Origin of the sequence: Aeromonas sp. FDAARGOS 1411 (genome assembly GCF_019047125.1) — a bacterium.
Taxonomy (GTDB): Bacteria; Pseudomonadota; Gammaproteobacteria; order Enterobacterales; family Aeromonadaceae; genus Aeromonas; species Aeromonas veronii.
The window spans coordinates 3225299-3239292 of the sequence record NZ_CP077214.1; the positions used below are offsets into that span (position 1 = coordinate 3225299).

Sequence of the window (13994 nt, forward strand, 5' to 3'; positions counted from 1 at the left end):
GCCCACCCCAATGGGCAAGCGCTCAAACTGTCGCCAATCAATCAGGCGCGACAAAAATGCGAGTCATCACTCACTCGCACACGCTTGCAAACACTAATAAACAAGGATTTAGGGGGATGCTGTTGAGCCATTCCCCCTTTCACATCATTCAGTGCAATACTTCGCGCCGATAAATAATTCTGTCATTACCCCGGCTGGAGCCGAAAATGGCCTCACCTTGCAGGTTGCCGTCATTGGCACTGGACGGATCCGACAACCAGACAGGTCGGGATGGCTGCTTGGACAAATCAACCTTGTAGGGAATGCGCACCGAGATGTCCGGCTTGGCAAAGTGGAACAGGATCTCCCCGTCTTTCGCCAGTGCAGCATCCCCACCCGGTGCCGAACTGCCCAACCCCAGCTTGATCTTGCGACCCGCCCCCAGATTCAGCTCGCGAGTCGCCGCATCAAAGGTGTGACTCGGATTGAGGAAAGTGAACCCCTGATTGGCCAAAGAGAGCTGGGTACATTGATCTTCCTTGTTTTGCAGCCAGTTGCCCGCTTCGTAATATTGCATCTGCAGTGGAATGGCCAGCGGCGCCGAGGCCAGGCCAGCCGCCGTGCCAACCTGCAGGCGACCAAAATAGGCTTTCATAGGCACACTGTCTATCTGACGGGCATTACAGCCGCTGCCACTGCAGTTACCTACCACGGCATCATTGAAATTCGGGCTGGCAATCAGCGTTCTTTCACCATCGTTATCCCTCATATACAGACCAAACAACAAAGACTTGTAGGGACCATCCGGTTGCGTGCCAGAGAGGCGCACAAACTCGCTGCTACCGGTAGTCAAGGCCGCACGGCCATTGAGCCATGGTAGCGGCTGCAGACTGCGCAAGCGGCTTGACAGGGATTTCCCATCCTTATCATTGGCAACTGAGAGATAGGCTTCGCCCTTGGCAAAGGGCCCCGTATAGTTTCGGGTCTGTACGCCCGTCGTATTACGAGCCAGCACATCCAGCATGACGCCAAAGGGCTGCCCCATATAGGAGAACGCATTGCAGGCTGGCACTATGTCGCCGCTCACCAGATTGAAGTCGGCAGGAATAAAACGCCCCACCGGCTGGCTCTGGGTTGATGGGATGGTGTAATTGAAGTAGCCATTGGCTGGTGGCGTCGCCGTCATCCGGAACACTCCCACCTCGCTCACAGTCTGGCTAACGCTATTGAGACTGTTGGCCGCGGCCACATGGTTATAGGTGGTAGTACCCAGCGTTGCATTGGTGCCCGGATTGGGTGCCACCAGCGTACTGCCCAGAGCAATATTGGGCAGGGAAAAGTTGGGCGTAGTCTGATTCCCGACGCAGATATCCCCATCATTGGCGGATTCCCAGGCCATCGCCTTGATATCTACCTGGAACGTCTCCCCCGCTTTTTTGAATACCGGACAACTGCTGTCACCTGCCACGCAGACCCCTTGCGGGGGCGTGATGCACAGGCCGACCGGACGCGCCACAAACGTGTCGGACCCCGTCATCACCAGACCCGCCGTCTCACCACTGCCATTATGACTGGCTGAAAGCTGCATCTGACCCGCATCCGGGTAGGTCACTTTTTTCAAGGTCGCTTTACCCTGATTATCAAAAGTCAGGTTGAGGGTGGTTGGCGTTGGTGAAGGAACACTGGCGGCATAAGTTGCAATGGCGTTGCCATCGATGGAGATCTTGCTACCAAAGTTATTGGTATTTGGATTGTTGTACGTTCCCCAAAAGCCGACAGACCTCACGCCGGTAAACCCGGGCACACATTGCTTGGTAATGTCGTCTTTTTTGACCGCACTGATAGTCACATCCTGAGGCTGGTTGGAATAAGTATCAGGCACATCAAAGAAGAAACCGCTATCGGCAAAGTTCAGGGTACAGGCTGCGGTACTGGGAGTCCCGGCCCCGGCTTTGCACAAGGTTTCACTCAGTGGTTTGACAGCAGGAACGGAATTGTTCACGCCCAACGTAACTTGGGTCTGAGTATTGTTACGCAACAAAACTTTGCCCGTTCCACCGGTAAAGGTCACCGTATTGCCATTCACATTGTTGTCACCAGACAATGGGTACCAACCACCATCCTGGAGACTCTGTGGCAACAAGGAAACAGCAACTTGTTCGGTAATCAGCAGACTGCAATCTGAATTTGCACACGCCTTGATAGTGATCTCTTCCGGATTGCAGGTCAAAGGTTGACCCGAGTACTGCAACTCGAAATGATCTACCTGAACGCCTACCTCTCTTGATTTCAGCGCACATATTTCTACGTTATCGAGTTCGTGAATATTGGTCAGGGCACCTGTAGAACCTGTCAATGACACATAAAAGTCTTGCGGTAATGGACTTTGGCCCAATGCAGGATCCAGCGCATCAAACGAATCGATAAGAGAGATAAACCCGTTTCCCGTATCACGCTCTACTTTGACCATCGCTCGCCCACTGGTTCGTGAATCAATCGTCAGACGGTAACGATGGTTGGCGCTACCGTTACCATCTACCTTTGGACTCAAGCAACTGGTATTAACATTGGTAGTTCCGTTATTACAGGTGCCTCGCAGATAGTTATATCCGGAAAAATTGGATCCCGAGCCACGCACGACAACCGATTGCGGGCGATAGCCCACACTTCCCCCCCCCCCAAAGGATGAGAAGTTGCCATATTCATCCAAACCAAATCCGAGCCAACCACCAGCAAATCCAGGTGAGTTACTCGGTTGATAATGGCCATAACCCAAAGGCCCCCCAGCAGCACCTGGCTGTGGCGTCACCGACGCGTCAGAAAGCACAACTGTCATGCCATCTGCACCAGTGCTCGTGCCACCATAGGCGTAGTGATTAAATGTCAGCGTCACCAGATTGCCAGCAGCAGGAAATAACCGCTGATAAGTCGCGGAGGTTGCTTGTCCCGTGCTGGCTTGAGTCATCCGTAAACGTCGGTCTGCCGTAATGGATGGTATAAATCCGCCAGCACTCTGCTTGACGGCCCACCTATCACCGAGCGGCTGGGAGAAGTTATCGGTCTCACAAATCAATGTCGAGCCACCACAGGGATGACGTTGACTATATAACTCAGCTATCTGAGAGTCAGACAAGGCCAAACCATAAATAGCAACCTCATCAATTCGTCCATTAAAGCTGCGACTATCGATATAATCTCGGCCAATCTCCAAATTTTGTGTATTTGTTCTTAATGTGTTTGCATCATTACCTTTAACCGTATCAGCGACGCCATTGATATATATTTTTTGACGTTGATTGTTAGCAGCCATTGCATCATAGCGAATGACTATATGGGACCACTTATTTAACGGTATTTTGGTGTTTGTTGTCAGTGTCTGGTTCACGCCAGAACTTCTTTCCCAATACCAAAACACTCTGCCTTGACTATCTAGATGAAACTCATAGTTGCCATCTTTTGACACGATAGAATACAAATTTCCAGCCGATGGCAGACTTACCGGATATACCCAAGCAGAAACAGTTAACTGATTGGAAAATGACAGGCGAGCGTCATGTGGCACTTCAATATATTGATTACTGCTGCCAATAAACTCACCATAACCACAAGTGCCAAGATTATTCGCGTTTGCAGGTAATGCAGGCGACACCGTATTGGTTTTAGCTCCCCTCATTGCGCGACCATGCAGCATATCAGCAACAGCGTTTTTGACCTCTCCTGCAACACCAGTCCACTTACTCTCTTCAAGCTGATACAAGGCAACAGGTGCCGGGACACAAGCATTTACCGGATTTGACACTGGTAGGCAAGTACCAGTCACAGAGCTATTGTTGACATTCACCACCCCACCGGCATTATTTGTTGCAGCAGTCAGATTGCCATAAACCGTAGAATTGGTAACAGTGATATTATTTGATGTGGTCGAGATAATGACAGGACTTCCCTGAGACCCCAGTTGGCTACCTGTAGCATTAAAAGAGCTAGCCCCAGAGACACTTCCACTAGTCATATTAACTGAGTTGAACGTCACTGGATTATTTGAGCGCATGGTAATATCGCCACTATAAGTTCCGCCAGATATCGTCACCGAGCTATTTGCATTGATATCTCCTGATAACTGCACATTAGTCACACTGACAGAGTTACTACTACTGGTGATATTTCCCTGAACAACTCCAGAGTTTAGCGACACGTTCCCACTGGTAGTAATACTTCCGTATAAGTAGATATTATTTAGCGTGATACTTGAGCTGCCAGCTAAAACATCACCATATATGGTGTTTTGATATCCTTGAGATACAATTCCACCAAAACTAGCCTTAAGATTTATTCTACTTGAGACACTGCCAATCTTGTTATTCGTGAGAGAAATCCCGGCATCTGCACTCAGCGTTGAATCTTGACTAGCGACAATCACATCACCGTCGTTTAATGTTACCTGACCATTACCACCAGTACAGGTGTAAACATTTCCTGACTTTTGCCATGTGGTATTACATGGTGGGTATTGATTGATGGATAAATTATATTGTTGCGCCACAGCTGTACCGCAGAAAAGTAATAAACCAACCAGCCATTTAAAATCCATCACTTTCCTCTCCACTTGTATCATCTGCCGCAATATCGATCGTCAGTACAAAGTGCAGGCGAATGACTTGCACTGAAACAGCGATAACCACTCCAACCAGAAGTGACTAACACAACCGACATCATCGCCATCACGATTCATGGCGCTCCTCCATCATAAGCTTCGACCATCAGGGTTCGGCTCACGGCAAAATCAGGGTTGGCACTGTTAAGGTCCGAGCTGCCACAGGTTCCGACACTCTCGAGACGATAGCCATTGGTCACAGATCCGTTGTAGGTCACCGGCACCGTGGCGCAACGAACAACTGCCTGGCAGTTGGTCAGCCCTGGATTGCTGGCAAAGCTCAGTGGGCTACTTGCCAAGCAGACCGCAGGTGGGGTCGGTTGGGCAAGCGTGCGCTTGGGGAACAACCGATAGAGAGCCACTTCCAGCCCGCTCTGGGCGATCAGCAGGGCCCGCACGCTGCGCACCTCCACGGTATTTTTCTCGCCGCTATCGACCAGAAAACGGCCCATTGCAGCCGCCAGCAGTGCCATCACCACAATCACAAACAGGGCGATCATCAAGGCACTGCCTCGCATCCGTCCGAAAGCCTGTGGATCAGGGCACATTGAACACCTCTATCTTGTGGTTGAAGGTGACCGACTCCCCCTTGCGCTCGAAGACAAAGCGCATGCCAAACTCCCCTTCGGCGTTAAACGCCGAGGTTTCCCGATAGAAGGTGCCAATACGAAGGGAATCCGCCATCAACACGCCATGTGCAGGTAAGGGTGCTCCAATGGGGGCTGTGGCACGGGTCAGCGTGTTTCCTTCCACACAGTAGCGAACCTGCTGGTTGGCAAAGTAGACCCGGCTGCCTGGAGAGAGGCCAGTCAGACTCTCGGTGCTGGTATAGCGGATGGTTTGCGCTCCGGATACGGGCATCAGCACATCGGTAACCCTGGCTACACAGCGGCCATAATCGCAGCCTGCAGTAAGCGAACCGACATTTTTGTCCGGCACGGGGAATACAATCAGCTGATCGTCTTTTTTGACGGCGGTGGCATCCACATCCAGCGGATTGGCAGCAGAAGCCGGGGTCGCCATCACCAGCTCAAGGGTGGCCGTGCTCCCCGACATGGCGCGGTTAAGTGCCAGATAGCGGCTCGAGGTGCTGATGGGCCAGAACCGCAAACAGGCACCGGTGTCGTCCCATGTCCCGCCAGTCGTCTCGATCCGCTCCGAGCCTGGCACCGCATCACGCAATTCGCGGTTAAGCCGCTCCATGGCGAAGCGGGCATCGCTCATCAGTTGCTCACGACTACTGGCATCGCCATAAATCTGGGTACCGATACCGATAAACTGGCTGGTAAAGGTCGCCATAATCCCGAGCAGCAGGATGACCATCACCAGCTCGACCAGGGTAAAGCCACTGTTACCCCGAGGTTTGCGGTAGGTTCGATTAGCCGCCAGTCGTAATCTGGCGCCGGAGTTGGCTAGGGGCGCTGATATTCTGGTAGAGAGGCAACCCCCAACAGCAGAGCGATCCATCAGTAATTTCCCCGATAGAAGGAGAAGTCGAGCACGCTCCCATCCGGCAGCTTGATCTGCAGATCAATACGCTTGCCCACAGAGCAGGGGGCGGCACAACTCTTGAAAGTGCCATCGCTGAAATCGGCTCCGCTTACCATAATTTTCAACTGATAGTTGCGATACTCCTCACCGCTGACTCCCGCTGCAGTCTGAGTCAGGGTGTTGGCATCCACCCAATTACCTGCGGTATCGAAATCATCCACATCGTTATAGGCATAGGATGCGGGCTCACCATCCGGGCCATAACTGGTGGAGCAGGGAGAGATGGTCACCCCTGCCACCTGCTCGCCACAACGATAACGACCACCGTTGTGATCCGAATGTTCATCAAACGACTTTTGCAAGATCTCGCCGGAGAGGCGCTGGGCCAGCTGGGCGGCGCGTACCTGCTGCACCGGATCCACCGCCTGTGGCGCCTGATTGATAAGCAACCCCAAAATGCCGGTCAAAGCCACCGCCAGCAGCACTATGCCAACGATCAGCTCAATCAGGGTGAAACCGCGCTTAAGGGATCTCATGGATATATCCCTCTGACTCAATCTGGATACGGCTGGTTTCGCGACCATCACTCACCAGCAAGGTACAACCGGTGACGCAGCTGCCCAGCGGTCTGCCCATCTGATCGAAGCGCAGCACGAAGTTGTTGCGGTTATTGAGGGAGATAGATATACCGGCAGAGGGGGTCACCAGCCGACCACGGGTGCGCAGATTGTCAGTCCAGCCACTGCTCAGATCATCGCTGGCAGGACACGCAGCATAAGTACGGTGGGCAAAACGGGGGGAAGCAACCACCAGCTGGGTGCAGCGGTTAGCGGGCTCATGCATATTGACGGTCTGCACCAGCCGCAAGCGGGTCAGCAACTCGTCACGTACGGTTTGAGTTTCAAAGCCGCCTTTGCCCAGCCATTTGGGCACGGCAAAGGCGGCCAGAATCCCGAGTAACAGGATCACCAGTACCAGTTCAATCAGGGTAAAGCCCTTGGTTGCAGGCATGGGATTTCTCATCAGGGAAAAGAGAAAGCGAGGCCAAAGCCTCGCTCGTCACAACAATCAGTTAGTACAACCCGAAACAACCACACTATATGAACCACCAGCAGCAGATGCTTCATTGTATTTGACTTGGCAATTCGCATTATTGCCAGCAGCCTGAGGTTTGAACGTTCCTTTGGATGCAGATACTTCACTCCAACCATCCAACGTAACGGCATTTGCAATAGTATTTGCTGTCGGATAACCATATATGGCCTCAACAGTGGTGCCAGCAACTGATACTGCAACAGAAGATGCTTCAATGCCTTGAATCGCAGCTTTGCTGTAAATCATCTGAGCAGAGCTCTGCAAGGATGCTTTAACACCATCAGCAGCTGCTTTACGAGCATCATCCTGCAGATTCAGGAACTTGGGTGCAGCGGTAACCGCCAGAATACCCAGAATGATGATCACGATAACCAGTTCGATCAGGGTAAAACCCGCCTGTTTTTTCATTTCACTTTCCTCTGTTAATTAATATTTGTGGTCACCTGACCGGACGCCGGGCGGTAACTGAAACTCATAAATGCATCAGTCTTGCCTTGCGGATCCTGATACTTGCCATCACTGCCCTTACTCAAACTATTGACCAAATAGTAACGGCAGACCGAATCCAGTCCATTACTGCTCACTGTGGCATAGTATTTCAGGTCATTGCCGCTACCGCGCACTTCATTGAAGCTGGCCGTAGCCTTGGGCGGGTTTTGCAGTAACCCCTCCCAAATATTGAGACAACGTTCGGCGGTCAGATTGGCCGGATCCACATCGGGATTACCGCTTGCAACGGTATCCATGGGATAGCCGGGCGACAGCTCGCCGTTGCTGATCTGGGTATCGGTCGGAGTGGTCAGATAGAAGCGACTACCGTCATAAAGCACGGTGTTGAGGCTGTCCTGTTTGGCGCGACCTTCCGCCTCCCATTGCGCCCGCACCAGTGAAACGCCGGTAGCAAAACCGCCAGAGACTCCCTCCACGCTGGCCTTTTTCGCTTCGTCAGTCACATCGAGAAAGCGCGGCAGTGCAGTCACCGCCAGGATCCCCAGGATCACGATAACGATCACCAGCTCAATGAGGGAAAAGCCGGCAGACCGTCTTCTCATCCCGTTTTCCGGCATTGTTGATGCCATTGGTTTCATTGTCATGCTCCCTCCATAATGCCCCACATTATTTCATGCAGGCCCAAAAAAATCATGTAGTTGGGTCATATGATTAGTTTCATTCAAGGCTTTTTCATCACCCGCCCGTCAGAAAACTGATAAACCAGCCAATAACCATCCCACCCCATCTCGCAACCACTGCCATCGGGGCGGGCCAGAACCTGCAGGGGAGGCATGCCCCCCTTCGTCTCACCCATCAGTGCCAGCCACAACTGACGGCAATTTTCCGAAGGGGATTGCAGCGGCACCAGCCCCAGGGGCCAACCCCGGGCGTCAAACTGCCACCCCTTGCCGACAACATGCAGGATCTGCGGACGCCGCTCATCGAGCCAAATGCCGTGCAAACGCTGTGCCCGCTCGGCAAATTGCTCCCCCAACAAGGTGAGGGTGAGCTGCTGCGCCTCTTCCCGGTGGCCCTGATAGCTACGCACCAACGTAGCAACAATCACCATCAACAGGATGATCACGGCGATCCGCCGATATCCGGTCAGCCAGCGATCATCTTGCTGCGTCTGTCTGTTCATCCAGCCCTCGACTCCACCGATCACTTGCCTCTTACGGCTCGCACATGTCCCACCACTCAGGCGTGAAGATATCCAGTTCCAGCAAGATTACTTGCCGCGAACCGCGCGCATCATGTCCCACATGGGGGTGAAGATACCCAGCGCCAGGATCAGCACCATTACCGCCACGATCCCGATCAGGATCGGCTCGATCCGAGCGGTGAGACTCTTGAGGTCATAATCCACCTCCCGCTCGTAATACTCGGCCGCTTCGTGCAGCAGGTCATCGACCTGACCGGTCTCCTCCCCCACGGCGATCATCTGCATCACCAGCGGGGTGAACAGGCCGCTGCTGCTGGCGGTGCGCAGCAGGCTCTCGCCCCGCTCGATACCGGCGCGCATATCCCGCACCCGCCCCGCCATATAAGCGTTATCCACCGCATCGGCCACCAGGGTCAGCGCCGTGTTCAGCGGCACCCCGGCTTTGAGCATCATGGAAAAACTGCGAGCAAAACGGGCCAGCAGGGAGCGCTCTATGATGGTGCCGACGATCGGCAACTTGAGCTGCCAGCGGTGCCAGGTCAGCTTGCCCTTGGTAGTGGCGACCCAGCGGCGCCAACCGAACACCATCCCCGCCAGAATGGCGAGCAGCAGCCACCAGTAGTGGACGAAAAAGTGTGAGGTGGCGAGCAGAATGCGGGTCGCCAGCGGCAACTCCACCCCGAATTTGGCGAACATGCCGGCAAACACCGGGATCACCATGATATTGAGGATCACCATGGCGATACCGATGGCGATCATCACGAAGCTGGGGTAGCGCATGGCGGTCTTGATCCGCTTGCGAGTCTCCAGCTCCAGCTCGAAATAGTTGGCGAGCTGCAAGAAGGCCTCTTCCAGCTGACCTGTGTTCTCACCCACATGGATGATGGCGACGAACAGGCTGCTGAATACCTTGGGGTGCGCCTGCATCGAGCTGGAGAGCGGGCGACCGTTGCCAAGATCTTCCCCCAGCGAGTGAAGCGCCCGCTTGAGCGGCTTGCTGTGAGTGCTCTCCTCCAGCCCGGCAATGGCACGCAAGATAGGGATCCCGGCCCGGGTCAGGGCATACATCTGGCGGCTGAAGATCACCAGTTCGTCCAGCTTGACGCCCCCTTCCAGCAACAGTGACCAGTCGATTGCAGCGGATTTGGCCTTGCCCGGTTTGAGCTCGGTGGGCATCACGCCACGGCGCATCAGCTGCTCGGCGGCTGCCATCTCGTTGGCCGCTTCGACCACGCCACTGGTGGCGTTGCCCTGGCTGTCACGCCCCTTGTAAGCAAAGTTAGCCATCGCTTACCCCAAATCCTCGGCCAGTCGCAGCACCTCATCCACCGAGGTGATCCCCTGACGGGCATAATCGAGGGCTGTGAGGGCCAGCGGCCGATAGTGTTCATGTTGACGGGCCGCCTTGGCGAACCCTTCCGCATCGTTGCGGCGCAGGGCATCCATCATCGGCTGATCCAGCTCCAGCAGCTCGTAGACCCCGATCCGGCCAGAATAACCGGTAAAGTTGCAGCTCTGGCAACCCCGGCCCTTGTGATAGGTGTGTTGGCCGGGCGCCTCGCCGGAGAGTACGGTGAGCCAGGTGGCCTGCCCTTCGTCGGGCGCCTTCTCCTCAACGCAGTGCTCACATACCCGCCGCACCAGCCGCTGGGCGACCACTGCCCGCAGGGCGCTCGCCACCAGATAGCCGGGCGCCCCCATGTCGATGAGGCGCAAGGCACTGGTCACCGCATCGTTGGTGTGCAAGGTGGTCAGCACCAGGTGACCGGTGATGGCGCCACGCAAGCCGATCTCCACCGTCTCGTCGTCCCGCATCTCACCCACCAGCAGGATGTCCGGATCCTGACGCAGGGTGGAGCGCAGCACGTTGGAGAAGGTGAGGCCGATCTTGGGGTTGACCTGCACCTGATTGACGCGGGAGAGACGATACTCCACCGGATCTTCCACCGTGATGATCTTGTTGCTGGACTGGTTGAGCTCGGAGAGAGCGCCATAGAGGGTGGTTGTCTTGCCGCTACCGGTCGGGCCGGTCACCAGGATCATCCCGTGCGGCCGTTTGAGCTGGCGACGGAAACGGGTCAGGATCTCAGGCGGCATGCCGGTCTCGGTCAGCGAGAGGATGCCAGAAGATTGATCCAGCAGACGCATCACCACAGACTCGCCATACTGCACCGGCATGGTGGACATCCGCACATCCACATCGCGACCGCGCACCTTCATATTGAAACGGCCATCCTGCGGCAAGCGCTTCTCGGAGATATCGAGCCCCGCCACCAGCTTGAGGCGCAGCACCAGCGCCTGGGCGATGCGCACCTCGTTGAGGATATTCTCGTGGAGGATGCCGTCGATCCGCTGGCGAATGCGCAGCACCTTCTCGTCCGGTTCGATGTGGATATCCGACGCCCCCACCTGCACCGCATCCTCGAACAGGGAGCGCAGCAGCTTGGCCACCGTCGCCTCCCCCTCGTCATTGGCTCCCAGATTGCTGGAGCCCAGCTCGAAGCCGGAGTCCTGATACTCCTCCTGCAGCTGTTCGGCGAAGCTCTCAATCTCGCGGGTACGGCGATAGAGGCGGTCAAAATAGTCCAGCAACTGCCCTTCCCGCGCGACCGCCAGCACCATCTCCCGCGGGCTCAGCAGGGCGGCGATGGCATCCAGCGCACTCAAATCCGCCGGATCCGACATGGCCACCGTCACCTTGTCGTCGGTGAGGTTGACCGCCAGTGCCCGATAGCGACGCGCCTGCACTTCGGGCAGCAGCGGCACCGCGGCGGCGTCGATGGTGAGGTTGTTGAGATCGAAGAAGGGCACATCCAGCTGGCGGGCGAGGAACTGCAACAGCTGCACCTCGCTGATAAAGCCGAGGTCGATGAGAGTGGTGCCCAGCTTGCGGCCGGTCTGACGCTGCTGCTGCAGGGCAAGCTGCAGCTGATCATCAGAGATGATCTGCTCTTGTACCAGCAGGTCGCCGAGGCGCATTTTCAGTCTGGGTTGTGCCATGTTTGCTCCGATCTCTGTTACTTCACACCCGTTGCCGCATCCGATTCCGCTTCGCTAATCGAGCCTGCTGTTTATCAAGGGGTTAGTTGGCCAATTCGTTGTTCCAGCCAGTTGGTCGATGCCTCGCCGAGGTTGCCGTGCAGCAAGGCGTTGCGATAGGCATCGAGCGCCCTCTGGCTGTGACCCTGACCATCCTCGGCCACACCGAGGCCAAGCCACCAGCGGCCCTGATCCGGCTGCTGACGCAGCAGCTTCACATAGAGCGCCGCCGCATCGGCATTCTGGCCCAGCTCCTGAGTCAGCCCGGCCCAGGTCGCGTAATAGTCCATGTTGCTGGCGAGATCCGGCTGATAACCGGACAGCCAGCCAAGCGCCTGCTGCTGCTGCCCCTCGCTGATGGCAAGGCGGGCCAGTAGCAGACGAAAATCGGCCTGTTGGGGATCGAGCCGGATCCCCTCTTCCAGCAGCTGACGCGCCTCGGTCAGACGGCCCTCGCCGTAGAGCAGCCCCGCCAGCTGCTCGCGCGCCCCCTGGTTGTAGGGGTCGTGGGCCAGCACCTGATAGTAGTTGTCCTGCGCATCGCGCAGGCTTCCCTTGGCCATGGCGGTGGTCGCCTTGCGCTCCGCCAGTGCTGCCAGCTCCTTGGCCGACAGCTCGACCGTCTCGATCTTCAATACGCTCGGCTTGCGCGGTGCGCTGACAACTGCCTGCTGCTCTGCCGCCAGTTCGGCGTAAAGCTCGGGCTGCAGCTCTTCATCGGTCGGCTCCGTCTCGTCAACATCGCTGGAGGCATCAAAGGGCGCTCCATAGGCCGTATCGCCAGAGTCATGCTCCCCAACCTTATCATTCACCTCATCCTGGCTTGGCAGTGGCAGCGCGGCCGCCACCTCGACCGGCTCGGGCTGGCTGACGGGCGCGGCGGCCCTTGCCACAACATCGGGAGTCACCGCATCGGGGGCGATCACTTCGCTGGCAGCCGTAACGGGTTGGGTCTGCTGCCAGTAGATCCAGGTTCGCCAACCAAGGATCCCCAGTGCCAGACCGCAGATCAGGGTCAGCAGCAACATCCACCATCCCTGCTGGCGCGCAGGGGCAATATAGACGGCAGCACCTTCGGATCCTTGCTGGCGCCGATCCAGATCTTTCAGCATATGGTTGATAACGCTCATGGCCAGACTCCATAAGCCAGGGCGCACCCCAGCAACAGTAACAGGGGCCACCAGCGCCGTGGCGCAAAGCGGCTGGCATCGTCGGTATCGCGAATGGCGAGCCGCACCAGACGGCTATCGATCTGGCGCACACCCTGACCATAGGCCAGCATCAGGCACTTCTGCGCCAGGATATTGATAAGTCTCGGGATCCCTCGCGATGCCCGCCACAACAGACGCATGGCTCGACCTGCAAACAGCGGTGCCCCGCGGTAACCGGAGACCTGCAATCTGTGCTCCAGATAGGCGCGGGTCTCGTCAAAACGCAGCGGCCGCAGGCAGTAGGAGAAGCCAATCCGCTGGCGCAGTTGGCGCAGATGCGGCTTGGCCAGTCTGGCATCCAGCTCCGGCTGGCCGAACAGCACGATCTGCAGCAGCTTGCTCGATTCGGTCTCGAGATTGCCGAACAGGCGGATCGCCTCCAGGGTCTCGTCCGGCAGCGCTTGCGCCTCGTCGATCAGCACCACCACCCTGCTGCCCTGCTGGTGCAGGCTGATCAGGTGACGATGGATACGATCGGTCAGATCCAGCTCGCTCTGATCCCGTACCGCCAACCCCAGCTCCAGCGCCAGCGCGATGCGCAGTTCGGCTGGAGTAAGGTGGGGATTGGGCAACCAGGCAAGCCGCACCGGACGCGCTTCCGAACCCAGCTCGCTGAGCAACTTGCGGCAGAGCAGGGTCTTGCCGGTGCCCACCTCGCCGGTCACCTTGATAAAGCCCTCCCCCTGCGCCAGCGCCCAGTTGAGCACCTGCAGCGCCTCTTCGTGAGGCGGCAGGCCGTAGTAGAAGCCGGTATTGGGAGTGAGGCTGAACGGTGCCTCCTGCAGGCCGAAGTGGGTCAGGTACATGAGACCTCACCTGCCACGGCAAGCAAGCAGCCTGTGCAGTCAATACTGCACAGGCCGTTCGGGATAAG

At 56.4% G+C, this 13994-nt stretch carries 12 protein-coding genes; all 12 read right to left on the minus strand.

Features of this window, described 5'->3' with window-relative positions:
- Positions 1-148: 148 nt before the first annotated feature.
- On the minus strand, positions 149-4570 hold the full coding sequence (locus tag I6L41_RS14510; RefSeq protein ID WP_216959659.1) for a DUF6701 domain-containing protein: 4422 nt from the start codon (positions 4568-4570) through the stop codon (positions 149-151).
- A 134-nt stretch (positions 4571-4704) separates the two neighbouring features.
- A complete protein-coding gene (locus I6L41_RS14515; protein ID WP_216959662.1) occupies positions 4705-5130 on the minus strand; it encodes an MSHA biogenesis protein MshP in 426 nt (141 codons plus the stop codon).
- Positions 5131-5167: 37 nt separating this feature from the next.
- A complete protein-coding gene (locus tag I6L41_RS14520; protein WP_216959666.1) occupies positions 5168-6097 on the minus strand; it encodes a PilW family protein in 930 nt (309 codons plus the stop codon).
- Entirely contained in the window at positions 6097-6657 is a 561-nt protein-coding gene (locus tag I6L41_RS14525; RefSeq protein ID WP_158113706.1) for a prepilin-type N-terminal cleavage/methylation domain-containing protein, read from the minus strand. Before I6L41_RS14525 ends, I6L41_RS14520 begins: the two co-directional genes overlap by 1 nt.
- Positions 6644-7132 carry a prepilin-type N-terminal cleavage/methylation domain-containing protein gene (locus I6L41_RS14530; RefSeq protein WP_159142878.1) on the minus strand — a complete coding sequence of 163 codons (489 nt, stop codon included), beginning with the start codon at positions 7130-7132 and terminating at the stop codon, positions 6644-6646. The genes I6L41_RS14525 and I6L41_RS14530 overlap by 14 nt, the downstream gene beginning before the upstream one ends.
- A gap of 57 nt (positions 7133-7189) precedes the next feature.
- Positions 7190-7624 (minus strand): prepilin-type N-terminal cleavage/methylation domain-containing protein, encoded by a 435-nt coding sequence (locus tag I6L41_RS14535; protein WP_100647010.1) that lies wholly within the window; start codon positions 7622-7624, stop codon positions 7190-7192.
- Positions 7625-7638: 14 nt separating this feature from the next.
- Entirely contained in the window at positions 7639-8310 is a 672-nt protein-coding gene (locus tag I6L41_RS14540; RefSeq protein WP_159142877.1) for a prepilin-type N-terminal cleavage/methylation domain-containing protein, read from the minus strand.
- A gap of 77 nt (positions 8311-8387) precedes the next feature.
- Positions 8388-8849 carry a hypothetical protein gene (locus I6L41_RS14545; RefSeq protein ID WP_115522196.1) on the minus strand — a complete coding sequence of 154 codons (462 nt, stop codon included), beginning with the start codon at positions 8847-8849 and terminating at the stop codon, positions 8388-8390.
- Positions 8850-8936: 87 nt separating this feature from the next.
- Positions 8937-10157, minus strand: a complete 1221-nt coding sequence (locus tag I6L41_RS14550; protein WP_019446485.1) for a type II secretion system F family protein — start codon at positions 10155-10157, stop codon at positions 8937-8939.
- Positions 10158-10160: 3 nt separating this feature from the next.
- The gene (gene mshE / locus I6L41_RS14555; protein WP_216959669.1) at positions 10161-11870 is read right to left on the minus strand and encodes an MSHA fimbrial ATPase MshE; all 1710 of its coding nucleotides are present in this window, start codon (positions 11868-11870) and stop codon (positions 10161-10163) included.
- A 74-nt stretch (positions 11871-11944) separates the two neighbouring features.
- Positions 11945-13039: a tetratricopeptide repeat protein gene (locus tag I6L41_RS14560; protein WP_216959672.1), complete on the minus strand. Its 1095-nt coding sequence runs from the start codon at positions 13037-13039 to the stop codon at positions 11945-11947.
- Positions 13036-13926 carry an MSHA fimbrial biogenesis protein MshM gene (gene mshM, locus I6L41_RS14565; RefSeq protein WP_120416286.1) on the minus strand — a complete coding sequence of 297 codons (891 nt, stop codon included), beginning with the start codon at positions 13924-13926 and terminating at the stop codon, positions 13036-13038. Before mshM ends, I6L41_RS14560 begins: the two co-directional genes overlap by 4 nt.
- Positions 13927-13994 lie beyond the last annotated feature (68 nt).

Excerpts from the sequence above, each read along its gene's own strand:
- I6L41_RS14515 (WP_216959662.1), bottom strand. The coding sequence starts at position 5,130 with ATGATCGCCCTGTTTGTGATTGTGGTGATGGCACTGCTGGCGGCTGCA.
- I6L41_RS14520 (WP_216959666.1), bottom strand. The coding sequence starts at position 6,097 with ATGGATCGCTCTGCTGTTGGGGGTTGCCTCTCTACCAGAATATCAGCG.
- I6L41_RS14525 (WP_158113706.1), bottom strand. The coding sequence starts at position 6,657 with ATGAGATCCCTTAAGCGCGGTTTCACCCTGATTGAGCTGATCGTTGGC.
- I6L41_RS14530 (WP_159142878.1), bottom strand. The coding sequence starts at position 7,132 with ATGCCTGCAACCAAGGGCTTTACCCTGATTGAACTGGTACTGGTGATC.
- I6L41_RS14535 (WP_100647010.1), bottom strand. The coding sequence starts at position 7,624 with ATGAAAAAACAGGCGGGTTTTACCCTGATCGAACTGGTTATCGTGATC.
- I6L41_RS14540 (WP_159142877.1), bottom strand. The coding sequence starts at position 8,310 with ATGACAATGAAACCAATGGCATCAACAATGCCGGAAAACGGGATGAGA.
- I6L41_RS14545 (WP_115522196.1), bottom strand. The coding sequence starts at position 8,849 with ATGAACAGACAGACGCAGCAAGATGATCGCTGGCTGACCGGATATCGG.
- I6L41_RS14550 (WP_019446485.1), bottom strand. The coding sequence starts at position 10,157 with ATGGCTAACTTTGCTTACAAGGGGCGTGACAGCCAGGGCAACGCCACC.
- mshE (WP_216959669.1), bottom strand. The coding sequence starts at position 11,870 with ATGGCACAACCCAGACTGAAAATGCGCCTCGGCGACCTGCTGGTACAA.
- I6L41_RS14560 (WP_216959672.1), bottom strand. The coding sequence starts at position 13,039 with ATGAGCGTTATCAACCATATGCTGAAAGATCTGGATCGGCGCCAGCAA.
- mshM (WP_120416286.1), bottom strand. The coding sequence starts at position 13,926 with ATGTACCTGACCCACTTCGGCCTGCAGGAGGCACCGTTCAGCCTCACT.